Origin of the sequence: Parasutterella excrementihominis YIT 11859 (genome assembly GCF_000205025.1) — a bacterium.
Classification (GTDB): domain Bacteria; phylum Pseudomonadota; class Gammaproteobacteria; order Burkholderiales; family Burkholderiaceae_F; genus Parasutterella; species Parasutterella excrementihominis.
In genome coordinates this window covers 1-25,157 of sequence record NZ_GL883687.1, presented here as the reverse complement: position 1 = coordinate 25,157, position 25,157 = coordinate 1, and the positions used below count along the sequence as shown (strand labels likewise).

General features: G+C 50.7%; 19 protein-coding genes. 8 read left to right on the top strand and 11 right to left on the bottom strand.

The window, feature by feature from the left end; all coding sequences use genetic code 11:
- Window positions 1-3: 3 nt before the first annotated feature.
- The 7 genes from HMPREF9439_RS02690 (at window position 4) to aroG (ending at window position 7,414) form a co-directional block, all read left to right on the top strand.
- Window positions 4-825, top strand: coding sequence for a carbon-nitrogen hydrolase family protein (locus HMPREF9439_RS02690; protein WP_008810579.1), 822 nt, complete (start codon window positions 4-6; stop codon window positions 823-825).
- On the top strand, window positions 818-2,260 hold the full coding sequence (gene tldD / locus HMPREF9439_RS02685) for a metalloprotease TldD (protein WP_008810578.1): 1,443 nt from the start codon (window positions 818-820) through the stop codon (window positions 2,258-2,260). The genes HMPREF9439_RS02690 and tldD overlap by 8 nt, the downstream gene beginning before the upstream one ends.
- A 153-nt stretch (window positions 2,261-2,413) precedes the next feature.
- On the top strand, window positions 2,414-2,980 hold the full coding sequence (locus HMPREF9439_RS02680) for a surface-adhesin E family protein (RefSeq protein ID WP_008863611.1): 567 nt from the start codon (window positions 2,414-2,416) through the stop codon (window positions 2,978-2,980).
- Window positions 2,981-3,082: 102 nt separating this feature from the next.
- Entirely contained in the window at window positions 3,083-4,270 is a 1,188-nt protein-coding gene (locus HMPREF9439_RS02675) for an MFS transporter (RefSeq protein WP_008863610.1), read from the top strand.
- 272 nt (window positions 4,271-4,542) lie between these two features.
- Window positions 4,543-5,136, top strand: coding sequence for a lysophospholipid acyltransferase family protein (locus tag HMPREF9439_RS02670; RefSeq protein WP_039896000.1), 594 nt, complete (start codon window positions 4,543-4,545; stop codon window positions 5,134-5,136).
- Between the two features lies 1 nt (window position 5,137).
- The gene (locus HMPREF9439_RS02665) at window positions 5,138-6,094 is read left to right on the top strand and encodes a phosphatidate cytidylyltransferase (protein WP_008810574.1); all 957 of its coding nucleotides are present in this window, start codon (window positions 5,138-5,140) and stop codon (window positions 6,092-6,094) included.
- A 252-nt stretch (window positions 6,095-6,346) separates the two neighbouring features.
- Window positions 6,347-7,414 carry a 3-deoxy-7-phosphoheptulonate synthase AroG gene (gene aroG, locus HMPREF9439_RS02660; protein WP_008863608.1) on the top strand — a complete coding sequence of 356 codons (1,068 nt, stop codon included), beginning with the start codon at window positions 6,347-6,349 and terminating at the stop codon, window positions 7,412-7,414.
- A 92-nt stretch (window positions 7,415-7,506) separates the two neighbouring features.
- Here aroG and HMPREF9439_RS02655 read toward each other — a convergent pair whose 3' ends face one another.
- The gene (locus HMPREF9439_RS02655) at window positions 7,507-8,778 is read right to left on the bottom strand and encodes an amidohydrolase (RefSeq protein WP_008810572.1); all 1,272 of its coding nucleotides are present in this window, start codon (window positions 8,776-8,778) and stop codon (window positions 7,507-7,509) included.
- Between the two features lie 554 nt (window positions 8,779-9,332).
- On the opposite strand from HMPREF9439_RS02655, the gene HMPREF9439_RS13275 reads away from it, so the two are divergent.
- The gene (locus tag HMPREF9439_RS13275; protein WP_008863606.1) at window positions 9,333-9,539 is read left to right on the top strand and encodes a hypothetical protein; all 207 of its coding nucleotides are present in this window, start codon (window positions 9,333-9,335) and stop codon (window positions 9,537-9,539) included.
- 71 nt (window positions 9,540-9,610) lie between these two features.
- Here HMPREF9439_RS13275 and HMPREF9439_RS02640 read toward each other — a convergent pair whose 3' ends face one another.
- From HMPREF9439_RS02640 to dcuC, 10 genes are all read right to left on the bottom strand, one after another.
- Window positions 9,611-11,020, bottom strand: a complete 1,410-nt coding sequence (locus HMPREF9439_RS02640) for an FAD-dependent oxidoreductase (RefSeq protein ID WP_008863605.1) — start codon at window positions 11,018-11,020, stop codon at window positions 9,611-9,613.
- 76 nt (window positions 11,021-11,096) lie between these two features.
- The gene (locus HMPREF9439_RS02635; RefSeq protein ID WP_008810568.1) at window positions 11,097-11,720 is read right to left on the bottom strand and encodes a response regulator transcription factor; all 624 of its coding nucleotides are present in this window, start codon (window positions 11,718-11,720) and stop codon (window positions 11,097-11,099) included.
- Window positions 11,717-13,486 (bottom strand): sensor histidine kinase, encoded by a 1,770-nt coding sequence (locus HMPREF9439_RS02630; RefSeq protein ID WP_008863604.1) that lies wholly within the window; start codon window positions 13,484-13,486, stop codon window positions 11,717-11,719. The genes HMPREF9439_RS02635 and HMPREF9439_RS02630 overlap by 4 nt, the downstream gene beginning before the upstream one ends.
- 199 nt (window positions 13,487-13,685) lie before the next feature.
- Window positions 13,686-14,294, bottom strand: coding sequence for a TetR/AcrR family transcriptional regulator (locus HMPREF9439_RS02625; RefSeq protein WP_008863603.1), 609 nt, complete (start codon window positions 14,292-14,294; stop codon window positions 13,686-13,688).
- The gene (locus tag HMPREF9439_RS02620) at window positions 14,287-15,786 is read right to left on the bottom strand and encodes an efflux transporter outer membrane subunit (RefSeq protein ID WP_008810565.1); all 1,500 of its coding nucleotides are present in this window, start codon (window positions 15,784-15,786) and stop codon (window positions 14,287-14,289) included. Before HMPREF9439_RS02620 ends, HMPREF9439_RS02625 begins: the two co-directional genes overlap by 8 nt.
- Window positions 15,787-18,924: an efflux RND transporter permease subunit gene (locus HMPREF9439_RS02615; protein ID WP_008810564.1), complete on the bottom strand. Its 3,138-nt coding sequence runs from the start codon at window positions 18,922-18,924 to the stop codon at window positions 15,787-15,789. It lies immediately after the preceding gene.
- Between the two features lie 14 nt (window positions 18,925-18,938).
- On the bottom strand, window positions 18,939-20,132 hold the full coding sequence (locus HMPREF9439_RS02610; protein ID WP_008863602.1) for an efflux RND transporter periplasmic adaptor subunit: 1,194 nt from the start codon (window positions 20,130-20,132) through the stop codon (window positions 18,939-18,941).
- Window positions 20,133-20,304: 172 nt separating this feature from the next.
- On the bottom strand, window positions 20,305-22,092 hold the full coding sequence (locus HMPREF9439_RS02605) for a gluzincin family metallopeptidase (protein ID WP_141555117.1): 1,788 nt from the start codon (window positions 22,090-22,092) through the stop codon (window positions 20,305-20,307).
- A 155-nt stretch (window positions 22,093-22,247) separates the two neighbouring features.
- Entirely contained in the window at window positions 22,248-23,495 is a 1,248-nt protein-coding gene (locus HMPREF9439_RS02600) for a M20/M25/M40 family metallo-hydrolase (protein ID WP_008810561.1), read from the bottom strand.
- Between the two features lie 15 nt (window positions 23,496-23,510).
- Window positions 23,511-24,776 carry a C4-dicarboxylate transporter DcuC gene (gene dcuC / locus HMPREF9439_RS02595; RefSeq protein WP_008810560.1) on the bottom strand — a complete coding sequence of 422 codons (1,266 nt, stop codon included), beginning with the start codon at window positions 24,774-24,776 and terminating at the stop codon, window positions 23,511-23,513.
- Window positions 24,777-25,157: the final 381 nt, after the last annotated feature.

Genomic DNA, 25,157 nt, shown 5'->3' with positions numbered 1-25,157 from the left:
ACCATGTTACGTATTGCCACCTGCCAGATGACATCCGGACCGGATCTCGGGGCCAATCTCCAGATCGCCGAATCTCTCATTCGTAAAGCCGCCCGGGAAGGGGCCAACCTCGCTCTGCTTCCGGAAATGTTTACGATCATGAGCAATGATCCGAAAGATGTTCTTCATGCAGCCGAACGCTATCAGGACGGCCCGGTACAGAAGATCATGGCGGGGCTCGCTAAATCATTAGGCATTTGGGTTGCCGCCGGTACGATTCCTCTTCAATCCGATGATGAACACCGCGTCACCAACACCATGCTGGTGTATGACGCATTCGGCCAGGAAGCCGCAAGGTACGACAAGATTCATCTATTTTCGTATGAGGGCCAGCAGGAGCGTTACGACGAGTCCGAACTTTACGTCGGGGGCCATAAGACGGTTTCTTTTAACTATCCGCTAGAAAACGGCCTAGACATTCATATCGGCCTCGCCGTTTGCTATGACCTGCGTTTCCCGCAGCTTTTTCGTCGTCAAACCGGCGTCGACTGTTTTCTGCTCCCTGCCGCTTTTACAACTAATACGGGGAAGGCCCATTGGGAAGTTCTTCTTCGTGCCCGTGCGATAGAAAACCTTAGTTATGTGGTAGCCGCAGCTCAAGCGGGACGCTCTTCCTGCGGCCGAGCTTTCTGGGGACACTCCTGTGCCGTCGACCCATGGGGGACCGTTGTCGGATCTCTTAACGGGCATGAAACGGGCGTTTGCTTCACTGACGTCGATCCGGCTTTCCTCCGTCAGGTCAGAGCACTTTTGCCTGCCCTGAATAATCGCGTGAAATATGAATAACAACACTTCTGCCGCTATCGAAACCCTTCTCTACCGCAACGGTCTTTCTGAAAAAGACATTCAGGACGCCTTTGCGCTTTTCAGCGGTTACAACATTGACTACGCTGATTTCTACTTTCAGCGCTCTGTTTCAGAAGGCTATGTGCTTGAAGAAAGCATCGTTAAGACGGGCCATTACAACACGGACATAGGCGTTGGCGTTCGGGCCGTCTGCGGTGAAAAATCGGCTCTCGCCTACTCAGAAGAAATCTCCCGTGATTCTTTATTTGAGGCGGTCAGAACCGTACGAGCTATTGCGCAGGCTACTAACAATCAAATTACAGTCAATGTCACACCTAAGGACGGTCCGAAAGTTCTTTACCGTGCTGTTGATCCGATTGAAGCGGCAGACACGGACGCCAAGATCAAACTTCTTCAGTCCTTAGATAAACACGCCCGCAGCCGGTCTTCTTTCGTCACTCAAGTGACGACTTCCGTCGGCGCCTCGCATGACACGATTTTGATCGCCAAAATGGACGGCACTTTAATCGGCGACGTGCGCCCGCTGGTTCGTGTGAACTTAGGCGTTATCGCTGAAAAGGACGGCAAAAAAGAACAAGGTCAAGCCGGAGGCGGCGGAAGATTTTCGTTAGATCGTTATAACGAGGAAATTATTGAGCAGTATGCCCGAGAGGCCGTCGATGGCGCAGTGCGCAACTTAGATGCGCGGCCGGCTCCGGCCGGCAGCCTCCCCGTCGTCTTGGGAAACGGCTGGCCCGGCGTATTGATTCATGAGGCAGTCGGACACGGCTTGGAAGCCGACTTTATTCGAAAGGGAACGAGCGTCTTTACCGACAAGATCGGTCAAAGAGTAGCCTCTCCGCTGGTCACGGTCGTTGACGACGGCACCATTGCCGGACGCCGAGGATCCCTGACCATCGATGACGAGGGCAACGAAACGCACTGCACCACGCTTATCGACGAAGGCATTCTTCGCGGCTTCATGCACGATGAGACCAGCGCTCGCCTCATGAAGCAAAAGACGACCGGCAATGGGCGCCGAGAGAGTTTTGCTTATCTGCCGATGCCTCGAATGACCAACACTTATTTGCTTCAGGGCGAATCCGATCCTCAGGAAATCATTTCTTCCGTGGACTACGGCATTTATGCGTCCAACTTCGGAGGGGGCCAGGTCGACATCACGAACGGCAACTTCGTTTTCAGCATGAGTGAGGCTTGGCTGATCGAAAAGGGCAAGCTAACCGACCCAATCAAGGGCGCCACACTAACCGGCAACGGCGCAGATGCTTTGACAAAAATCGTCATGGTCGGCAATGATCTTGAATTAGACAGAGGCTGCGGTACCTGCGGAAAGAATGGTCAGCAGGTTCCGACCGGTGTCGGCATGCCGACACTCCGCATTGACGGACTCACCGTCGGCGGCACTGCTAACTGATACAGCCGATTCAGGAGATTGTTTGCAGACAACGAGACATTCTGACTTCGGAACCACAATCCGAAGTCAAAAGATATTCTCGTTTTGTCCTCTTTTTCTTGCACCCAATTAGGCGCAGAATCGGGGAAAAACCTCAACCTCAAGTCTGCAGCTATGAACAAACTCCTCGTCGGCCTCTGTGCCTCAATCTGTCTCTTATCTCTGGCAACGGACGCTCAGGCAGTCCGCCTCGGCGGAAGAACCACCATTCGTCCGCATCGATCCTACACCCCGTCTCCGAGAACATACCGACCTACCCCGGCGAACCCTGCGATTCGCGGCTTCAATGCTCGCCAAAACGCCGCGTCTACCGGCTCGAATATTCCGGTTCCGCTCTTTATCCCGCCGATCATTGCCGGGCACAATACGACGCAAATCACGGATGACATGTACCTCATCAAAACAGGCATGCGTAAACAAGGCGACAAACTGCGGTTTTGGACGCTTCAAAATCACAGTTACACACCTGACTCGAAGTCTGCAAAGGTCCAGTTCAGCATGGACTGCTTGGCAAAAATCTACTCTCCGATTGCACTTGCCACCTACCCCGAATTAGACGGCAAAGGCAAGCAGATTAAATCCACGACCTTTGATCCGAAGTTCAGACCGATTAGGGAGAAGAGCGCGATGGACCGCCTGCACAGCCTTCTGTGTCCAAAACCTGCTCCACAGCAGCCTTAATGCCTGAACAGCACAATATCTTCCGTTCTTCCGGCGGCTCCCCTTTGAGCCGCTTATTTTTATCGATAAAATTCAAAGCGCTAATCAAAATATTCGATAAAAATGTTCTCCGAGGCAGTCAAAAACAAGCTCAGCTGCGCAGCTTTCTTTTTCCTTCCCGGCCTTTCCTACAGCCTGGTTACTTCTCGCATGCCAGCGATCAAAGAAAGTGCCCAGATTGACGATTTACAACTTGGCATCGCTCTTTTCTGCCTCGGAATCGCGGGCTGCATCGGACTGTTTTTCTCTTCCAGACTCGTCCGTCTTCTTAAAGATCGACCAACTATTGCCGCCGGCGCCTCACTCAGTACTATCGGACTTGTGATCGCTGGCTACGCAAATTCTTTCGCCTCATTAGTTTCAGGCTTTGCAGTCATCGGTTTTGGCATCGGTCTAACTGATGCTCTGATGAATGCTCAAGGCATGTTCTACGAGCGTCGATACAAAACGAGATCGATGAATTTGTTTCATGCCTTCTTTAGCTTAGGCGGCATCGTCGGTTCTTTGACTGCTTCCTTTTGTGCCTACCTCGACCTTTCGCCGCTTTTCAGCTTTTTAGTCTTGGTCGTTCCTTGGACTGTCGTTTGTTTGTTCGGCTGTCGGTATCTTCAGGAAGAGGATCGGCAGGTGGCAAGCTCTGAGACTTCCAGAGTAAATACGACAAAACGAGCCTACCCGCTCATCCTCATTTGTTTCGGCTTATTAAGTTGGCTGGATTACGATATTGAAGGCAGCGTGGCCGAGTGGGGCTCGGTTTACATGGTCAGTTCAAAGGAATCAGACCAAGCTGTTGCCGCCCTGGTGTACGGATTGTTCTCAGGAACCATTTTCATCGTTCGACTCTTCGGAGACAAACTTCGAGAAAGCGTGGGGGATTTTCGCTTGTTGCCTATTTGCTCTCTGATTGTTTTTTGCGGAATGTCGTTCGTACTTTCGCCCGCGGGTCCTGCAACAGCGCTTTGCGGCTACGTTGTTATGGGACTTGGACTCGCGCCTGTCGTCCCGACAATATTCAGTCTCGCCGGAAAATGCAAAGGAATTACAGCTTCCGAAGCCAGCAGTTTCATCGCCATCGTCGCTTATGGGGGTCTGTTGGTCGTACCTCCGACACTTGGATGGATCGCCTCTCATTCATCGCTCGGAACTGCCTTGTGCTTGGTGTTGGTTTTCTGTGCATTGGCTTTTGTGATCTCATTGATTCTTCCGCACCTGAAAGACCAACTGAATCTCAGCGGCTCATTGGAGCCGTAAATTCTTCATTGATATTGCGTTAATTGTTTCTTGCAGAAATTGCTTTAGAGATCTTCAAAAGGTTGAGTCTTAAGTTCGGCTACTTTCTCCCCCATCCTTTTTCTTGTTAAAACAGACATTTCTTTGAATTTGTACGTCTCTATTGAAAATTGAGAAGTACATCTATGCCCTTGTCCGCCAAATCTGCGATCAACATGCACCTCGGCATTGGAGGCATAATTACCAAATTAGGTATTGAAAAACGAAGAAACGTGAAACACGCATTTAAGTTCATGACACCGATGGTGTGGCTGACTCGTCTGTTGGTCGGCGCATATCCTCAGTGGATCGGGTGCAAACCTGAAAAAATTCAGAGAATTTATTTTGCCAATCACTCGAGCCACCTCGACACCATTGTGATTTGGTCTGCTCTCCCTCGCTCTTTGCGTCCGCTTACCCGACCAGTTGCTGCTCGTGATTACTGGCAAAGCGGAATTCGCCGCAGAATTGCCGTTGACGAGTTAAACGTCGTTCTTGTCGACCGGCGCCGGACGGAAAACTCCGATCCTTTGGATCCGATGCGTCAGGCTCTTCGCGAAGGCTCCTCTCTGATTATCTTTCCGGAAGGCACGCGCTCTCCCCAGCCGCTTCCCGGGCCGTTCAAGAGCGGTATTTGGCGTTTGATGAGAGAATTTCCCGAAGTTGAACTCATCCCCGTTTATTTGGAAAATCTGCACCGCTCCATGCCGAAAGGTGCCCTTCTGCCCGTTCCGACTATGTGCTCCGTAAGATTCGGTGCACCTCTGCCGCACTCTATCGACGACTCTAAAGAAGAGTTCTTAGAAAGAGCTAGAACGGCCGTTATCAGTTTAGCCAGGGAGCTCTAATATGCGTTTAGGATTTTCCACTCAAGAAGCCTACTTCACGATTCTGGGTGTTCTTATTGTTCTCTCTGCCATTGGTACGATTATCGGCAACTGGCTGGTCTCCCGCGCCCAAGGAAACGAAACTCGACTCAACAATCTTCGCGTTGTTAACTCCCGCGTCCGTGCCTCTTGGCCCCTGCTGATCGTTTTTGCGATTGCTTTCTGTCTTGGTGAGGCCGCGCTCCTCATCTTCTTCGCGTTTGCTTCATTCTTTGCTCTGCGCGAATTTATTGCGCTGACTCCGACCCGGCGCCATGACCACGTCATCTTGATCATTGCGTTTTACATCGCAATCCCCGTTCAGTACATTCTTCTGGGATACGAAGAGATCGGACTCTTTTCTCTGTTTATCCCAGTCTACTTATTCCTGACACTGCCGGTCGTTATGGCCTTGGCCAAAGATACCGACCGCTTCTTGGACCGTGTTGCTAAGGTTCAGTGGGGCATTATGCTGGCCATTTTCTGCGTCAGCCACGCTCCTGCGATTGCTACATTGAACCTCACAAGATTTAATTCCAGTGGTTTGCTGCTGATGCTTTACTTCCTGCTGGTTCTCTATTTTGCGGACCTGTTCCAAATCATGGCATCCGCCATCTGGGGCGGCAAGCCGACTTGGAGTAATCAGTACAAGACATACAAAGGCATCATTATCGGAAGCATCGGAGCTCTGATCATGGGCTCTGCGCTTTTCTGGATGACTCCCTTCCGTGCTTGGCAGGCACCTCTTATGTCCCTGCTGATTATTGTCTCGGGAACGCTGGGCGCTCTGGTCATGTCCTCGGTTAAGCGCTCTTTAGGAGCAGTTCGCTTGGATACCAGCATGATGCTGACTCGTGGGGCGTTGGACAGAATGGAAATGCTGTTCTTCTCAGCGCCTGTTTTCTATCACTCAACGATCTTTCTTTTCATGAGCAAGTAATTTCTGAAAGAAATTTCGTTAGAAAGAGAAAAATACGGTAAATTATTCCTCAGTACCTTTTTACTAGCAAGTATCAAAAGATGTTCGCTTCTAAGTTTTACTTTTACGGCTTTTACTTTCCGTCCGCGGCGGAAGGTAGGGCTGTGACGGCTTGCATCTAAGATCACACAACACTACTTAACCGCCGCTCCTTCGGGACTCGGCGGTTTTTTATAGCCTCAATCCCGACAGGCGCCATAATGGAGAACCATAATGCCTTACACAACTGACGACCTAAGAATTAAAGAAATCAGAGAACTCACTCCGCCGTCTTACCTCATTCGCGAATTTCCTTGCGGACAACTCGCATCTTCAACCGTACACATTGCCCGTCACTCTGCTCATGACATCATTCACGGCAAAGACGACCGGCTCCTTGTCATCGTCGGACCCTGCTCAATCCATGATCCGGTTGCCGCCGAAGAATATGCAGAAAAACTCTCTGAACTCCGCCGTTATTTTGCTGATGACCTTGAAATCATCATGCGGGTCTATTTCGAAAAGCCTCGCACTACTATCGGCTGGAAAGGTTTAATCAATGATCCGGACCTGGACTGTAGCTTCCATATCAACCACGGCCTTCGCTTGGCCCGTGAGCTCCTCTTAACGATTAACGAACTGGGTGTCCCCGCAGGTACGGAGTATCTCGATATGATCACGCCGCAGTACATCGCGGACCTGATTTCATGGGGTGCAATCGGCGCACGAACCACAGAAAGCCAAGTGCATCGTGAATTAGCTAGCGGCCTTTCTTGCCCGGTCGGATTCAAAAACGGCACTGACGGCAACGTCAAAATCGCCATCGACGCAATCAAAGCTGCCGCAAACGAACATGTCTTCCTTTCTGTCACCAAGGGCGGTCACTCCGCCATTGTCGTTACCGGCGGTAATGAAGACTGCCACGTTATTCTTCGCGGCGGCAAAGCGCCGAATTACGATGCTGAAAGCGTTGCCAAGGTTTGCGAAGCTCTGAAAGCCGCGGGACTTCCGCCCTCCGTCATGATTGACGCCAGCCACTCCAACAGTCACAAGAAGCACAAAGAGCAGATCGATGTCGTTGACAACATCTGCAAGCAGATCGGGGACGGAAGCTACAACATCATGGGCGTCATGATTGAGTCCAATCTTGTCGAAGGCAACCAGCCTCTCGTTAAAGGTAAGGAAAAAGAGCTGAAGTACGGTCAGTCCATTACTGACGCCTGTATCGGCTGGGATGATACGGTCAAAGTCATTACATCGCTGGCCCACGCTGTACGCGATCGCCGAGAAAGAAATCGCTAATCGAGTTGTAGATGAAACCGCCGTAAAGATCGCTAAATCCTCACGGCGGTTTTTATTTGATCTTCAGAAAGTTAACTGACTTTCAAACCGGATTACTTGATGCCGACTATCATCGGGATCAGGTTCTGGTAGAAGCGCAAAGCGATTCCAATCACCTCTTCGTCAAAGTCGAAGAGTCTCTGATGGTGACCGGCAGATGTACGGCAGCCGAACACAACGAAGGTACCCTTACCGCCGTGCTGCTGGACTCTACGAAGCATGATCGTGCAGTCCTCACTGCCTAACTTCAAGCCGAGCGGTCTGGCGAGTTCTTCGGTCGTCACATTTCTTGCGGCGATATAAGCAAGTTCGATGGCTTCCTGGTCCGGCTTGAATTCAGTAGCTTCGCCGGCTTTAACGATATCGACTTGACAGTCGTACATATCGGCAGAAGCCTTAATCTTACGGATTGCCTGATCACGCATGTAAGCGTTGAGTTCTTCGGTTTCACCGCGGACTTCAAGCTGCATGAAAGCGTTCGGAGCAACCACGTTGCGACCCTGGCCGGCAACTAACGTTCCGACGTTCAAAGCAGTCACTTCTCCGATCGGGCGAGTAATGCCGTGAATTGCCAATGCAGCAGCTGCGCCGGCTAAGAGGGCATTCTTACCTTTCTGAGGATCGGCGCCGGAGTGGGCGGCAAGACCCGTGAATGTGGCATCCAATTTGGTGGAAGCCAAGAAAACGCCGGGTTCCGGAGAAATCGTACCTGTCGGCAAGTTAAAGCCGAGGTGGTTTCCGAAGAAGAAATCGACGTCATCGAAAATACCGGTTTCGGTCATTGGGCGTGCACCGCGAACACCTTCTTCAGCGGGCTGGAAGACGACTTTGATGGTTCCGCAGAACTGATCCAGGTTTTCCTGAATCCAGTTGCAGACAGCGATACCCATCGTTGTATGGCCGTCGTGGCCGCAGGAGTGCATATGGCCCGGATTTGTACTTGCCCAGCCTTCATCAAACGGACGGTGACCGGCTTCGTGAGCTTCATCAACGTCAACGCAGTCCATGTCGAAACGAATTGCCAGAACAGGGCCGGGACGACCGGTTTCGAAAATAGCGGCGACACCGGTGTAGTCCTGCATGGATTCGATAAATTCCGGCGGGACCCCTTTATCTAAAGCTGCTTTTTTAGCTTCTTCAACTTTGGCAGGGTTGCGGCCTGCAACAAACTCGGGATTGATAACCTGACGGCCATAGATCGGATCCAAACCGAAGCTGCGGAGCTTTTCGACGATCTTGTGGGTCGTAACAAATTCGCACCAGCCGGTTTCGGGATAGGAATGGAGTTCACGACGGAACTTAATCAACTCGTTTTCAGTAAGCAACTTTATTCTCCTTGTTACCGTTCAAATAATCTGATCATTATCGCCGATCTTTAAGTTTGTGTAGAGAGGGGGAAGTTCTTAGTGAACCCGCAGGATTTTTGTGACTGGCCTTTATCTCAAAGAGAAACCGTTGAAAAGTTGCGTCAATTAAATTCGCGATCCTGAATAGACTGAAAAAACAAGAAGTTATTCGGAAATCCCTTTATGAACTATACATACGCTTTTAGCATAATAGGCTGTCGCGTGTATATCACCGATGATGAATACGCTAAAAATCGTTTTAAATATCTAGCCCAGCGCTGCCCTGCAGTTTTTCTCAGGTTCGAACACTCCGCATACGAGAACCTCGTCGAAAATTTTTTGAAAGAGACCGAATCTTCATTAAAAAAGTGGCAAATCGGCTCTTTCAAAATCGCTTATCCAGAAAGTTTAGCTTTGTTTTTATTTGACTGGGTCGAATTCTTAAGTCACGACTTTTCAAGCCCGAATTTCTTAATCTTCAACGATCCCCGCCGATGCACGTTTCTTCGACTCCGTTCTTTTACCATAGCAAGATGAAAAACTTCATTTACGGATATCCTGAGCAAGGCTTTCGCCTCTGTCCGGTTAAGCTAATCACTCTCGATGCCGATCCACACCGAGACGACACTGAATTGATACTTTCTTCACAAGCGCTAGCCGAACGCTCTTGGACTGAAGATGATTTGATCAGAACTTTGCTCGGCCTAGATAGCCGTGATGAAATTCAGATTTCTCTGTAATTTTCATCTGCAACCGCTTTAAACACCAAAACGCCCCAACGGGCGTTTTGGTGAATCAACTGTAGATCTTATTACTTCGTCATGTAGTTAGCAGCATTCGCTCCGGCAATACGGCCGAAAGTAATGATGTCGGCCACAGCGTTTCCGCCGATGCGGTTACCGCCGTGAACACCGCCAGTCACTTCACCGGCAGCATAGAGACCGGGAATCGGTTTAGCTGTCACGCCGATCACTTCTGCGTTCTTGTTGATTCTCACGCCGCCCATAGTGTGGTGAATAGCCGGAGTGATCTGAACAGCGTACATAGGCCAGACATTGTTGGCTACGACCATCTCAGGGCGCCCGAAAGCCTCGTCTTTTTTGGTCTCAAAGGCTTTTTGATACTGATCCATTGTAGCCTTAAGATTCTTGGCAGGTACGCCCATAGCCTTAGCTAATTCGTCAACATTCTTGCCGGAAACCATCAAACCCTGAGAAACATAACCGGCAGCCAGCTTGTTGGATTTAACCAGCTTGTCGTCGATCAGAAGCCACGCTTTTCCTGTCGGCTGGGCTAGAACAGCAGCGGCAACAACGTCGCGCGGCTGAAGTTCATTGACAAAGCGATTGCCTTCATTGTTGACGAGGTACCCGCCGCGAGCTCTCATGGATTCAGAAATCAGAATGCCTTTAACAGGAACAGCGGTCGGGTGGGCTTGAATCTCTCTCAAATCAACGAAAGTTGCTCCAACGCCTTTGGCCAAGTCTAAACCTTCACCCAATGCACCCGGTTGGTTCGTTGTAGCAAAACCTTTGTATTCCGGCCTTAAAGAAGAAATCAGCTTAGCATTTGCGCCGAATCCGCCGGTTGCCAGAACAACAGCCTTGGCATCAATCGTGTAATCTTTCTTATCTTTGCCTTTTGTTTCAACCTTCACGCCGGAGATCTTGCCGTCTTTGGTCAAAAGCTCTGTGACCTGGTTAAGCGGACGAATTTCTATCGTCGGAATCTTCTTAGCTGTACCGTAAAGAACCTTCATCACAGACTGTCCGACTGCAGAACCGTCACAAGGTCCGTGACCACGGGCAGCTGTCTGTCCGCCGCCGCGGCCCATACGATGGCAGAAAGGAGCGCCTAAGGAGAGGAGCCAAGCTTCGGCGTCTTTGGCGTTCTCGGCTAGAGTCAGCGTCAGCTCAGGATTGTTGAGATAATGGCCGCCTTTCTGAGCATCCATACTCATACGCATAGCGGAATCGTTCATGATGCCGTGTTCAAGCTGTTGAAGCGTGCCTGCGGCATTCATACCACCCTCACTGCGGAGCGTATTTCCGCCGATGATCGGCATTTTTTCAAGAACAATAACTTTCTTGCCTTGCTGAGCGGCCATGATGGCGGCAGAGAGGCCGGCGCCGCCGGAACCGACGACAACAAGATCAGTTTCTTCAGCATTAACAATGCCGAGGGCCAGTGCAGAAACGAGTGCGATGCAGAGCTTCTTCATTTTTATCTCCTTAGTAGATATGAAATTCGTTAATTGAATTTTTGCGCATCGCAGTACTTAAGTACCCTGACAAATATCAAAAAAGAGCGTTTTCTTCGATGTGAGAGAGTAATCTCACTAATTCCGAAACTGTTTGTACCCCTAATTTATGGAGTCCTTTTTGACGATGAACCTCAATTGTTCTCGGTGAAAGTCCGAGGCGCTCGCTGACTTCTTTGTTAATCAGCCCTTTCGCAATCAGCGATAAGATTTGTTTTTCCCGAGAAGTCAGTGTCTGAAATCTCTTCTTTTCTTCCTCCTCCGAAATCGTCCAGCCTCTGTGAGTTTCGTCATATCGAACTGCTTTTGCCACGGCTGACAGAAGTCTCTCCTCGTTAATCGGCTTTTGAATGAAGTCGATGGCGCCGTCCTTCATCGCCTGGACGGCCATGTCCACATCGCCATGCCCTGTCAGAAAAATCACCGGAACCTCGTACTTTCTTTCACGCAGTCGATGGTACAGCTCCAGTCCGTTCATCTCCGGCATAGCGACATCAAGAATGAGACAGCCGATGAGAGAGGGTCGGTCTTCAACTAAAAATTCAGAGCCTTTCTCATAGGCCTCGACCGTCCATCCCTCGGACTCAAGGAGGAACTTCAGCGCTTTTCGGACGACTGCTTCATCGTCCACTATGCGAATAATCGGATTCGATATTGTCATTGTTCTGTCGTCTCCTCTGCCGGCAACCTAATTTCTACCCTCAACCCACCCGAAGCCGCCTGAGAAAAGAAAATCTTGCCACCGTGATTTTCAATAATGCTTCTGACAATCTGCAGACCTAGACCTAATCCGTCAGCTTTCGTTGAATTAGTCGGTTCTGAGAGTTTTTCAATCTTTTCTTTTTCAATGTGACCGTTGTCTTCGATTGCAATTAGCGCTTTGTTATCTTCTCGCTTAATCGTCAGAGCCACTTTCGGATTCAAGACTCCAAGTTCTTGAAGTGCCTGAGCCGCATTTCTCAAAAGGTTAATGATCACCAGCTCAAATTCGAGCGGGTTCACGATGATATAGACCGGTTGCTCTTGAGGGACCCAGACTTCAACTCTTTCTCCGCTCTGTCGTTTGAATTCTCGAACTGCTTTGTTAACGAGCTCGGAAACTTCCGAAGACACTCTTTCGCTGCGAGTGCCTTTGGCGTAGCTTCTGACTCGCTCAACAATGGCGGCAGCTAAGTCCGCATCCGTGCGAATCTCCGTCAAGGCTGTACCGAGCTTGTCTTCTGTCAATGTTCCCGAATCTTTAGCGCGCTGAAGCGTCCGAGCATAGAGCTTGATACCAGCGAGCGGCTGATTGAGTTCATGTGCGATCAGGCTGGAAATCTGCCCGACGACAGCCGCTCGCTGCATTTTCATCAGGCGTCGGTGCGCTTTTTGTGCTTCATTAAAACTCCTATTCTCACGTTTGAGCGATTCTTTGAGCTCCCTCGTCCTAATGTCCACCGTCCTTGAGACAATGAGAGAATGGATCAGCAAAAGAACAAAAGCAGCTAGGGCACTCAAGATCCAAAAGCGATATTCGACGATTCGCTGCCAAAACCATTCTTTACTAAACCGCTGATACGACCCGAGCCGCAGAGACTTCAGAAGATTGTCTACCGCGGTGTAGTCACTTGCTACGGACCAATACAAACCGATACCGACCGGTTTTTGTGCAATCAAACCTGCAGCCACCGCTGACAGGACTGCCGGTGGAACGGAAGGGTTCGAGCCAAAACTCCAGTTCGGATAAAGTCGTGTGGAGTGCAGGCAAATGTGGTCTGGATCGCTCTTAAGATTGATAAACTTGAGCTGATCCGTCGTAACAACCTTTCGATTAACCGCATCCTCGAGATAGCAGGCTCTCAAAATCCCCACATCAGCCTTGCCGTTCAAAACGTCTTTAATGATTTGATCGCGATTAAGACCGTAAAACTGAGTCGATCTAAAAAAGGTTTTAGGATCGTAACCGTCCGCGGCAATCTCGCCCATCGCGGCCAAATACATCCCGAAAGCAGTCGGGCGACCTGCCGCAGCACGTTTGTCCTTGAGGTCCGAAACGCTATTGATATCCGACCTGTCGGCCTTAACAATGAACAAAGAGCCTTCAGACCGATTCGGATTTTTAGAGAACGGTGAAGACGCTGTCAGCACATCACGAGCGCCTAGATCCTGATAGCGCCGAATGGTTGCCGCAGTCGAAATGAAGAAATCCGCCTGATGGTCTTCGATCAGCCTTTCTAACTCCGGCAGCTCGACATACATAACCTTTAGCTTGGCCGGCTCCACGGCTCTCTCGACCGTCTTAATCGTTTGATTTACAAAAGCGGCATGCAGAAGCGGAGTAACGGCTGAGTTGATCGCAAACGCGTATTCCTTCGGTTCCTCAGCCTGCACATTGAGCAAAAGAAAACCGATTACTGCAGCGATCAGCCTAAGAATCTTATTCACGGTTCAACTTCATCGAACTAAGTCGTAGTTGTCTTCAACTTACCACAATTGAGTCAAACTCAAAATCCGTTTTCTCACTACTAAAACTGACACTCGGCTAAACACCCCTAATCCGCAAATTCAGATAAGGAAAAAATCAAAAAAATAATCCCGAGTTTGATCCCGGGATGTATGTGAACACTTACTTAATCTCTAAGTATTAGGATACTGTTGCTTTTGACCCTTTATCTCCGCAAAACGGAAGAATGCAGGTTTCGGCCTGCGCCAAAATCTTGGTCATCAGTTCACGGTTTTCAACCGGCGTAAAGATGTTGGAAATCGACATACCAAGGTACATGGCCATCACGCAGAGAATGCGGTACTGTCCTTCCTGGTCGTCCGGCGAGATGCCGCCCGCTTCCGAAATCATCTTCCGAAGACGTGCGCCGTTTTCCTTAATCTTTTCTTTTATCTCGGGATTGCGCGTGCACTCAGTCAGAATCGTCAGCATCAGTGAAGAGCGACGAGAATCAAAAATCGACTGACAACTCGGGTTCTTCTCTCCTGCGGACATCGCTGTCTTTAGAGCATCAAAAGTTTCCTGCCCCATCTTCAGCTGCACTGCCAACGCCAAAGCAGCTTTACTAGCATAGAAGTTGTAAAGATGAGGCGTACTGACGTTGGCCGCTTCTGCGATTTCATTCATGCTTGCCGCATGAAAGCCTTTATCTAAAAAGATGGCTTCCGCGGCACGCAAAATTCGATCGCGCTTTTCGCTGCGTTTTTCTTCCTTACGCTCTTCAACTCTGGTTTCTCTAGTTTTAAGCATTTCCGCCTCCGCTCGAGACATGAACTGCCTGAGCCTGTTCAGCGGCAGCCGGAGCTTCCGTTTGAGCAGCTGCCCGAGTTTCAGGTTCAATGACAGAGCCGCCTCCGAGCACCTTATAGAGCATTACGCCGCTGGACAGGCGATTACTCTCGGCAGAAATGTAATTCGTCTGAGCAGCAACCATCTGTCTTTGGCTTTCCAGTACGGTCAGGAAGCCGTCAAGACCGTTCTTGTAACGGCTCTGAGACAGACGGTAAGCCGTTTCCGTAGCGTTAACCAAATCCTTTAAGGCTGCGCACTGACGGTTCACCGTGCCGACAGTAGCAAGCGCATCACTTACCTCTGCAAAAGCATTCTGCACAGTCTTCTCATAAGTTGCGACCATGATCTTTTGCTGCGCCTCTGCCTGACGCAGGGTCGAAAGGTTCGCTCCGCCGGTAAAGATCGGGAGAGAAACGGAAGGTGCAAACGTCCAAAGGCCCGTACCGGCATCAAACAAGTCACTTAAGTGACGGGAAGAAGAACCGATGCCTGCCGTCAAAGAGATGCGCGGGAAAAAGTTGGCTCGAGCCGCGCCGATGTTGGCATTCGCAGACATCAGATCATGTTCGGCAGCCTTAATGTCCGGACGGTTTAAGAGGATGTCACTGCTTAAGCCGGCAGGAGCAATCGCTCCGTAATTCGTAGCTTCTTCCAGATTGTTCGGCTCAAGATCCGCAGGAACTTGGGAGCCGACAACTAAGTTCAGAGCATTCTGTGCCTGAGCCAAGCTACGTTCATACTGCGCTACTGCAGCGCGAGCCGTGGCAACCGTCGTACGAGCCTGTTCTAGCTCCAGCAGAGAGCTCGCGCCCAAACGATAGCTGTCGGACATCAGCTTGAAGCTTTCTTCCTGACTTTGGAGCGTAATTTTCTGCAGACGGAGAAATTCTTTCTGAGCGCCTAAGTTAATCCAAGAAGTGGCGACCTGCGCAATCAGGGCGTTCTGTGCGGCGGCACGGTTTTCTTCAGCCGAGAAGAACTGCTGAAGAGCTGCTTCGCTCAGGCTTCTGACACGTCCGAAGAGGTCCAGCTCCCAAGCCGTAGAAGCCAGGTTCGCCTGATACGTGTGAGAAACGTAGCTGCTGCCCGTCGCCGACATCATGCTTGGTGTTTTACCGGTATTTTCCTGCAAGCCGGCTGCCACGGACGGCATCAGCGCAGATCTCTGAATACCGTAGGCCGCTCTGGCCTTTTCGATATTGAGGATCGCAACTCTCAGATCGCGATTGTTGGCAAGTGCCATCTCAACCACTTTCTTGGCTTTCGGGTTGGTGATGAAGACCTTCCAGTCGGGGAGCGGAGAGGCTGTGGTCATCACGTCCTTGTACGCTTCCCCGGTCGGGAAAGTTGCCGCGACCGGCGCGGCAGGTCTTTCATATTTGGGCGCCATCGTGCAGCCGGCACAGACGGCCAGAGAACAGGCAATAACCGTGAGTTTTAATGCCTTCATTTACTTATTCTCCTGCAGGGCTTCCTGCGGTTTTTTCTTTTTAATCTTATCGCCGAAAAGCTTAACAATGAGCACATAGAACAGCGGAACGAAGAAGATACAGAGGAAAGTACCTGTCAGCATACCGCCTAACACACCGATACCGATGGCGTTCTGTGCACCGGATCCGGCGCCGGTTGCCTTAGCAAGCGGAAGCACGCCGAGACCGAAGGCCAGAGAAGTCATCATAATCGGACGAATTCTCATGCGCACCGCGTGTGCTGCTGCATGGACAATGGACTCGCCCTTCTCATGCAGTTCTTTTGCGAATTCCACAATCAAAATCGCGTTCTTACTGACCAAACCGATGGTCGTCAGCAAACCGACCTGGAAGTACACGTCGTTGTTCATGCCGAAAGCACCCGTCATACCGAGCGCACCGATCACGCCCAGCGGCACAACCAAGATGACGGCGATCGGAATAGACCAGCTTTCATACAGAGCTGCCAAACACAGGAACACAATCAAGATAGACAGCGTATAGAGCGCGCCAGTCTGAGAACCGGCCTGCTGTTCCTGGAAGGAAATACCGTTCCAAGCGATACCGAAACCGTATGGAAGAGCCTTGGCGATTTCTTCCATCGCTAGCATCGCCTGACCGGTTGTAAACCCTGCAGCCGGAGCCCCTTGAATATTCACAGCGCCTAAGCCGTTGAAACGTTCCAGACGAGAGGAGCCGAATTTCCACTCTGTGGAGCAGAATGCTGAGAACGGAACCATTTCGCCTTTATCGTTGCGTACATACCAGCGATCCAGGTCTTCGGGACGCTGGCGGAATTTCTCGTCGCCCTGTACGTAAACCTGCTTGATACGGCCGCGGTCATAGAAGTCGTTGACGTAAGAAGAACCCCAAGCCGTCGACAGCGTGTCATTAATGGAAGCCACGCTGACGCCTAACGAGGCCGCCTTGGCAAAATCAATGTGCAGCTGCAGCTGCGGTGCGTCTTCTTTACCGTTCGGACGAACGTTGTAGAGCTGAGGATTGCTTCTGGCAGCACCCAGCACCTGGTTACGAGCCGCCATCAAGGCGTCGTGACCTTGACCACTCAAATCCTGCAGATACATATCAAAGCCGTCTGCCATACCGAGCTCGGGAACCGGAGGTAGAGCAAAGCCGAATACCATGGAATCCTTCCAGCTCATTAGCGTGCGGTTAGCACGAGCAGCCACAGCCTGTGCTTTCTGCTCAGGATTCGGACGTTCGCTCCAGTCTTTGAGTTTGACGAAGGCCATGGCGGAGTTCTGTCCCATACCGGCCAAGCTGAAGCCGACTACCGTCATGACGGACTGAACGGAATCCTTCTCTTCGTTGAGCATGTAGTCCTGCATACGTTTTACAACAGGCAGGATTTGCTCTCTGGTCGAGCCTTCCGGCAACTGAATCTGAACCATTAAAGAGCCTTGGTCTTCATCCGGCATAAAAGCGGTCGGAACTTTCAGGAATCCGAAAACCACGCCGCCGATAATTACGCCGTAGATCACGATGAAGCGTTTCCAGCGTGCGGTCATGTAGCCCACGGCGGAGGTTGCTCCTTCAGCGCCTTTGTTAAACCAGCGGTTGAACCAGCCGAAGAAGCCTTTCTCAGCCTTGTCGTGCTTGATCGGCTTAAGAATCGTGGCACAAAGTGCCGGTGTCAGCGTCAGGGCAACCAGGACGGACAGGCCCATCGCAGCCACAATCGTGACGGAAAACTGACGGTAAATCACACCGGTAGAGCCGCCGAAGAAAGCCATCGGAACGAACACGGCAGAAAGCACCATCGCAATACCGACCAGAGCGCCCGTAATCTGCGACATGGACTTCTCGGTAGCGTCATGCGGAGAAAGACGCTCTTGGTCCATCACACGCTCGACGTTTTCCACCACCACAATCGCGTCGTCCACCAGCAGACCGATCGCCAGCACCATGGCGAACATCGTCAGCATGTTGATGGAGTAGCCCATGGCGCCCAAGATACCGAAGGTGCCCAAGACCACCACCGGCACGGCAATCGTCGGAATCAGCGTTGCGCGGAAGTTCTGCAGGAACAGATACATCACGAGCACCACCAGCACGATAGCTTCGAGCAAGGTGTGGATCACGCCTTCAATAGAAATACGCACGAACGGTGTCGTGTCGAACGGAATCACATACTCATACTTCTCAGGGAAGAAATGAGACAGCTCTTCCATTTTTTTGTCGACTAAGTCCGAAGTCAGCAGCGCATTTGCGCCGGAGGCCAATTTAATCGCAAGACCGGCGGTCGGTTTGCCGTTAAAGAAGGCGGTGGCTTCGTACATCTTCGGGCCCTTTTCAATGCGGGCCACATCGCGTAGGAAAACCTGAGAGCCGTTCTCCTGAGTCTTCAAGAAGATAGCGCCGAATTGTTCAGGAGTTTCCAGCAAAGAGCTCGAGGTAATCACCGCGTTAAGCGCCGTTCCCTTAGCTGCAGGCAGGCCGCCCACCTGTCCGGAGGAAATCTGCACGTTCTGCGTGGAGATCGCGGTCTTAATGTCTGCCGGAGTGAGGGAGAATTCGTGAAGTTTTTCCGGATCGAGCCAAATACGCATCGCAAAGGCCGAACCGAAGACTTCGACTTCGCCCACCCCGTCCACGCGACTCAGTGGTTCTTGAATACTGGAAACAAGATAGTCACCGAGCTCTGCCGAAGAAATCGAACCGTCCGTCGAGGTCAGACCGATCACCTTCAGAAAGCTTGCGGTCGTTTTAATAACCGTCACGCCTAAGCGCTGAACTACTTCCGGCAGAGAAGACTGCGCCTGGGACAGACGGTTCTGCACCTGAACCTGAGCCATATCAGGGTCGGTACCGGCAGCAAAAGTCAGCGTGATGTTGATTCGGCCGCTCGATTCACTGGTCGAACTCATATACAGATAACCATCCAAGCCGGTCATCTTTTGTTCAATCACCTGAACGACCGTATCTTCAATTGTCTTAGCAGAGGCTCCCGGGTAGGTAGCAGAGATGCTTACCTGAGGAGGCGCAATCTGCGGATACATGGAAACCGGAAGATTCAGAATCGAAAGCGTACCGGCCAGCATGATCACAATTGCGATCACCCAAGCAAAAATAGGTCGGTTAATAAAAAACTTTGCCATATCAACCTCTGAATTTACTGCTTAGAAGCCTTTGCCGCTTTGGCTTGTTCCTGCTCGGCCATTGTCGGAACGATCTGGACGGGAACACCCGGGCGGATTCTCTGCAGACCTTCGATGACAACCTTTTCACCCGGCTTCAGACCCTCCTCAATAATCCAGTTCTGACCTTGTGTACGATGAGTCACTAAACGGCGGATAGCGATCTTGCCGTCTTCAACCACATACACATAGGGCGTGCCGTTGGCTTCGCGCATCACGGCTCGCTGCGGGACTAGCAAAGCTTTTTCCATCGTACCCTGAGGGAGTTCGGTACGAACAAACATACCCGGCAAAAGAATATTGTCGGGGTTCGGGAATTCGGCGCGCAGCGTAATGGTGCCTGTGCCCGGATCAACAGAAACCTCGGACAGCGTAAGCTCGCCTGTCTGAGGATACTTGGTTCCGTCTTCCATGATCAAAGTCACGGGAATAGCGCCGCCTTTGGTTTTAAGTTTGCCGGAAGCGATGTCTTTTTTAAGACTGAGAATTTCTTTACTTGACTGGGTCACGTCGACATAGATCGGATCCAGTGTCTGAACGACGGCCATGTTCTGGGCCTGATGTGCGGAAAGCAATGCGCCTGGTGTAACTAAAGAGCGGCCGATGCGCCCGCTGATCGGAGAACGTACGGTCGTGTAGTCCAGGTTGATCTGGGCGTTCTTTAATCCGGCTTCAGCAGCAGCCACCGCGGCCTGTGCCTGCTTGTATGCAGCCTGAGCGTCGTCGTTGTTTTGTTTACTGATTGCATTGGTTTTGACCAGCTGTGCATAGCGGTTTGCGGTCAGACGGGTCTGATACAGCACGGCCTGAGCTCTCTGAAGCTCGGCTTTAGCGCTTGCCACTGCGGCTTCATAGACAGCCGGATCAATCTGATAAAGCGCTTGTCCTTCTTTGACTTCGCTTCCTTCCTTAAAGAGCCGTTTCTGCAGAATACCGGCGACCTGAGGACGAACATCAGCGACCAAATACGAAGCTGTGCGGCCCTGAAGCGTCGTCGTCATGTCTAACTCGGTCGGCTGAATTTCCGTGACGGAAACCTGAGGAGCTCGCTGAGCACCGGCTCCGGCCGGAGCACCGGTTGATTTCTGCGAGTCACATCCGCCGAACATAGTCACGGCAAAGCCCGCGGCAACACACAACGCCGCCTTCTTTAAGTCGTTCAATAACATGAAAAACCTCGAGATTTATTCCCAATTTATTCTGATTTGAGTGCGCTTTCTCGCCTGAGAAGCACAACGGACACAATTCTAGTTCAATTCTGAATGAACATTCATTCAGGAATTTACAATTTTCGATTGTTTAGCGAGCCAACAATGGAAAGTTGTAAAGGAGATTTTCTTGTTAAGTATTTTCCATTACCGCTTTTTCGGAATACTTCCGTGCTTCCGCCTCAAAAACAGAGATCTTCCGTTCCATCGCTTTCAGTCCGCTTTCCCAAAATTCAGGCTGAGTAATATCGATCTTGAAAAACTTTTTAAAAAGATCGTCGACAGACATACGTCCGCTGTTAAAGAGAAAGTCACTGTAAATTTTTGGGAACACTTCCGGCATTCGATGACGAATCTCAGATAATCCGTAGGCGCAAACCGTACCGAAGATATACGGGTAGTTGTAGAAGTAGTCGTCAATCTTGTAGAACTGACCGCGGTTGATCCAAAGATAGGGATCGATGCCGGCGGTACTCTCTCCGTACCAAGCCTGCCACGCCTCGGACAACAGATTAGAAATTTTGGTGACGGATAACACGCCTTTCCTTCGCTCTTCAAAGAAACTTCTTTCGAAATCGAAGCGCACACCCATGTTTATGACATAGTTCGAGATAAACGTGAGCTCCTGCCAAAGGGCTTCCAGCTTTTCTTCCATTGAAGCTGCTTTTTCTTGGATTTCTTCAAAAAGTAGCAGCGCAAAGAAGTGTCCGGCAACTTCCATCAAAGCACGTGGAATCTTTCGCTCCTGCGCAGGTAGCTCTCTTTGCAACCAGAAGTGCCAGGCATGGCCGTACATGATGGCCTGTTGGCTCATGGAGGCGAATGATCCGAGATACGTCGAAAAAATTCTCGGCTCATTGAGCGACAAAATGCCTTGGAAGAATGCGCCGTTTTGTTTGCCCGGCAGCTGACGAACCTCAACCCAGCCTTTTTCGACGAACAATTCGAAGGTTTCCGGAATACGTTCGTCGAGCACCTTCCCAACTTCTTTAATCTTGTCGAGCGCCTCCTCGTAAGGAATATGAATTTCTCTTCTGAGCGGTGCGGGCGCATTAAGGTCCCAGACATCCATCGCACTCCTGCCGGTAAAGAGCGCACGGCTGATCACCGACTTTCGAAGCATGTGACGGTTGGCCCTCACCGCCGTCATCAATGCATCAACCGCTTCCGAGCTTACAGCATTTTGCCAATAAGCAGGCGCCATGAAGTCCATCTGAGCAAACTCGAAACCTTTCAGCCGGAAACCGGTGAGCATATTAAAAATGGATGCGTAGAGATAAGCGTTCTGCGAATAGTATTCGTTCAGCGCAGCAAAGGTCGACTGTCTTAATTTCGGATCTTCCGAAGTTTTAAGTACCGCAATGCACTGCGAGTGAGACTGATGTTTCGTCAAACCGTCCATCGTCCTCACCGTCGCCACCAAATGTGAATTCACCGAGTGATAAAGATCCGAGCAAGGAACAAAGTTCGAAGCTTTCAGCTCATAGAGGAGCTGCAGAGCACGGGGCGACAGCGAAAAAGACCAGCGGGAAGAAACACGCTCAAAGAGCCATTCCCACTTACTGAAATCCAGTTCCTTCCAAATCGGATCGCTCTTTTTTAACTCGGTCAAGCGATGAAAAAGACCGGTAATCAGCTCGTAATAGCGGGAATGAATTTCCCAAAGGCGGACGCGCTCTTTTGCAGCTTCCTGTTCTCTCGTATCAATCGCAGACAGGCATCGACAATAGCCGATCAAAGAATCCGTAAGGCTAAAAACCTCCGCTAGATGCTCCAAGGCAATGCTGATCGAAACCGCGTCTTTGGCGTTCGGCACAAGCCCCGAGAGAATATGAATATCCGCTTCCAACCGCTGACGGGCCTTTCGATATGCCTGAGAAGTCAGACCTCCGTAAGAAGATCGGAAGTCCCATGCCGGCATTTTATTTTTCAAAGATGGAGTCATATTGATTCGGAAACAGCGGTTGATTTTCCGAATCATTCTAATGAAAAAGAAAAGAGGCGGCCGTTCCCTCACAGGAGAGAAGCCAGCCGCCCGGGGAGGGTTTATTGGTTCGAGGTGTTGTGTTCTTTTATTTATCCGAGAAGGGGCTTAGTGGTTTCCGTACCGGCTAATGCAAGCGCGGTTAAGAGAACCAGCTGAGGTCCGAGCTCGGTCTTTTCCATGATGAAATGCTCTTTAAGCGTATGAGCCCCGATTCCCTTACCGCCGGAACACAGGCAAGTGGCGGGAATGTTGTGGCTCATCGGAGCATTCGCATCCGTGGAAGACATTGCATAGTTTGTCAGCTCAATGCCAAGTGTCTTCTGGGCGCTGCGAGCAGCCTGAAGAACCGGGCAGCTGTGCGGACGAAGTCCGCCCGGACGATTGCCAATCATGGTCTTGGTGAGCTTCAGACCATTTTCATCAGCAACACCCCACCGGGCATTTTCTTCTTTGATGGCCTTCTCGAAGGCGCCTAAAACTTCACTCTCTACGCGAAGCAGTTCGTCATTGGAAACACTGCGGATATCCACGTCCACTTCGCAGTGAGCGGAAATCGTGTTGACCGTCGTACCGCCCTTGATCGTACCAATCGTGAAGGTGGTCTTGGGGTCTTCCGGAACTTTGATGTCGGCAATGATATTGCCGGCACGGCAAACGGCGTGAATGGCGCTCGGAGTCTTGCCGAAGTCAGCGAAAGAGTGTCCGCCTGTACCGTCCACGGCTAAACGCCAGCGGTGAGAACCGACTGCGCCGTAAAGGACGCGGCCGACGTCCGTACTGTCGATCGCGACAAAACCGTCAAGCTTGTTGTTAGCACAGAGATGCTTTGAGCCGCGAATATCGCCGTTGCCCTCTTCGCCGACGGTACCAACAAACCAGATATCGCCGACAGTGCGGATGTCTTCTTTTTCAAGGGCGCGGAGCACCTGGAGAAGCGCTCTCAAGCCGGAGCAGTTGTCACCGATGCCGGGAGCTCGGTAGATATTGCCTTCTTTTTTGACCTTGACGTCGGTTCCGGCCGGGAACACGGAATCCATATGAGCACCGATGGCAAGAACTGGGCCGTTGCCGGAACCCTTGCGGATACCGATCACGTTTCCGATTTCATCAATATGAACATCGGTCAGACCGTACTGCCTCATGCGCTCTGCTACAGAAGCGGCTCTTTTCTCTTCGTGGAAAGTCGGAGCTTCAATTTCGCAGAGCTCAATCTGTTCCAGCATAGCGACTTCAGTCTGGTCTTTAATGAAGGCAATAGCCGCTTCAACTTTGGGTTCTTTAGAGATTTCGGTAACAAGACCGAGAACTTTAGGATCTAATGCGGGAATATTTTTCATGCCAGTCTGTTCCTATTAAACCAGGAAGTAAAGAGTGAGAACCATCACAACAGCGGCCGGCGCAGTTCTCTTCACGACTTCAACCGGGGAGACGCCTGCGATACCGGACAGAAGGATGATGCCGCCTGCAAGCGGAGAAGCCTGACGACCGATACCGGCTGCCATCATGGCGAGGTAACCCAGACCGTCAATGGTCATTCCGAATGTCGGAGCGTGCGGAGTAACCGCTTCGTTAAAGGCGAATGCTGCCGCATCGCCGGAGCCTGTTAACACGGCCAGGAAGAACGGACCGAAAGCACCGCCGATCTTGGCAACTTCGTTGGAGTGAGTCAGATACTGAACGAAAACTTCAATGACGCCTGCGGCACGTAAACCTGCGGCAAACACACCGGCAGCAATAATGATACCGAGGATCTTGGCATAGCCGTTACCCATACCGGCGAAGAATTTCTTCGTGACTTCTTCAGGGTTGGAGCGTGTAACGACTAAGGCATAGAACGTACCGATCAACATAGCGGTTGCAACGGACATCTTGAGCTGCGGGAACCAAATGGAAGCGCAAACGAGAAGAACGACTGGAACGATCGGAGCGATCGCGAACAGGATGTTCGGATGTTCAATTTCGTTGGAAGCAACTTCAACGGCTTCTTCAACAGCGGCTTTACCGCGCTTAAAGTCACCGAAAGCAAAGCAGGTGATCGTGATCACGACAATGCTGATCAAGCCCATGGTGACGGTAGTCGTGGCATGAGCTCCGATGAACTGCATGATTTCCATGGAAGCGAGCTTGGAGATGAACGGGTTATGAGAAACGCCCGGGTTCAGATAAGCCGGCATCATGCAGCCGCCGACAGCTGCAGCAGCAATAGCGGGTTTGAAACCGCTTCTGATCATGATCGGGATCATTGTCGGACCGACGGCAGCGGAAAGACCGGCCATAGAAGGAATGGCAGTAGCAATCACGCTGGTCACGATCATACAGGAAGGAAGGAGAAACACGCCGAGCTTTTTCAGCGGTCTCATCAGAAGGCTAACCAGATGAACGTCGCATTTGGTCAGAGAAATCACTGCAGCAAAACCGAGCGCCGAGCAGATGGCGATGATCAGGCTGCCGTTTGTCATCGATTTGTCGAACTGCTTGAAAGCGATCATCGGCTGCAATGAAATGAAAGCCATCACAAAGCCAGAAGTCAGCAGAACGAGACGAGTTTCATAGCGCTTGATAAGGGCATAAACCGTTGCAATCACTACAACAATAGCGGCCCAGAAAGTCCATGTCATTTGGTTCTCCCAGAACAATAGGTTTAGAAAGAGTCATCGCCGATAATTCGGCCTTATATTTCTAGAAACGAATTTTACGTTCTGAGATAAATCAGATTCAGACAACTAAGAGTTATTACCTAATACTTCAGTTGTTACTCGAGTATTTATTCTATCTATTCGATCAATTAAAATTTATTGATCTTCAATTAGAAGATAATTTGAAATTCATATTAGGTATTATTTCTATCTTTATAAGTATTACTACCTAAACATTTGTAGACGTATCATGAATTTTTCTCGGCCGTGTGGTTATTTCGTCCTCGTGGTCCGACAATCCTGAGTAAAACCACTAATACATTGAGAAAACCAATCGAGTAGGGGAAGCTTTCACCTACCCCT

Coding starts and splice junctions, on each gene's coding strand:
- HMPREF9439_RS02690 (WP_008810579.1), top strand. CDS start 4: ATGTTACGTATTGCCACCTGCCAGATGACATCCGGACCGGATCTCGGG.
- tldD (WP_008810578.1), top strand. CDS start 818: ATGAATAACAACACTTCTGCCGCTATCGAAACCCTTCTCTACCGCAAC.
- HMPREF9439_RS02680 (WP_008863611.1), top strand. CDS start 2,414: ATGAACAAACTCCTCGTCGGCCTCTGTGCCTCAATCTGTCTCTTATCT.
- HMPREF9439_RS02675 (WP_008863610.1), top strand. CDS start 3,083: ATGTTCTCCGAGGCAGTCAAAAACAAGCTCAGCTGCGCAGCTTTCTTT.
- HMPREF9439_RS02670 (WP_039896000.1), top strand. CDS start 4,543: ATGACACCGATGGTGTGGCTGACTCGTCTGTTGGTCGGCGCATATCCT.
- HMPREF9439_RS02665 (WP_008810574.1), top strand. CDS start 5,138: ATGCGTTTAGGATTTTCCACTCAAGAAGCCTACTTCACGATTCTGGGT.
- aroG (WP_008863608.1), top strand. CDS start 6,347: ATGCCTTACACAACTGACGACCTAAGAATTAAAGAAATCAGAGAACTC.
- HMPREF9439_RS13275 (WP_008863606.1), top strand. CDS start 9,333: ATGAAAAACTTCATTTACGGATATCCTGAGCAAGGCTTTCGCCTCTGT.
- HMPREF9439_RS02640 (WP_008863605.1), bottom strand. CDS start 11,020: ATGAAGAAGCTCTGCATCGCACTCGTTTCTGCACTGGCCCTCGGCATT.
- HMPREF9439_RS02635 (WP_008810568.1), bottom strand. CDS start 11,720: ATGACAATATCGAATCCGATTATTCGCATAGTGGACGATGAAGCAGTC.
- HMPREF9439_RS02625 (WP_008863603.1), bottom strand. CDS start 14,294: ATGCTTAAAACTAGAGAAACCAGAGTTGAAGAGCGTAAGGAAGAAAAA.
- HMPREF9439_RS02620 (WP_008810565.1), bottom strand. CDS start 15,786: ATGAAGGCATTAAAACTCACGGTTATTGCCTGTTCTCTGGCCGTCTGT.
- HMPREF9439_RS02615 (WP_008810564.1), bottom strand. CDS start 18,924: ATGGCAAAGTTTTTTATTAACCGACCTATTTTTGCTTGGGTGATCGCA.
- HMPREF9439_RS02610 (WP_008863602.1), bottom strand. CDS start 20,132: ATGTTATTGAACGACTTAAAGAAGGCGGCGTTGTGTGTTGCCGCGGGC.
- HMPREF9439_RS02605 (WP_141555117.1), bottom strand. CDS start 22,092: ATGCCGGCATGGGACTTCCGATCTTCTTACGGAGGTCTGACTTCTCAG.
- HMPREF9439_RS02600 (WP_008810561.1), bottom strand. CDS start 23,495: ATGAAAAATATTCCCGCATTAGATCCTAAAGTTCTCGGTCTTGTTACC.
- dcuC (WP_008810560.1), bottom strand. CDS start 24,776: ATGACATGGACTTTCTGGGCCGCTATTGTTGTAGTGATTGCAACGGTT.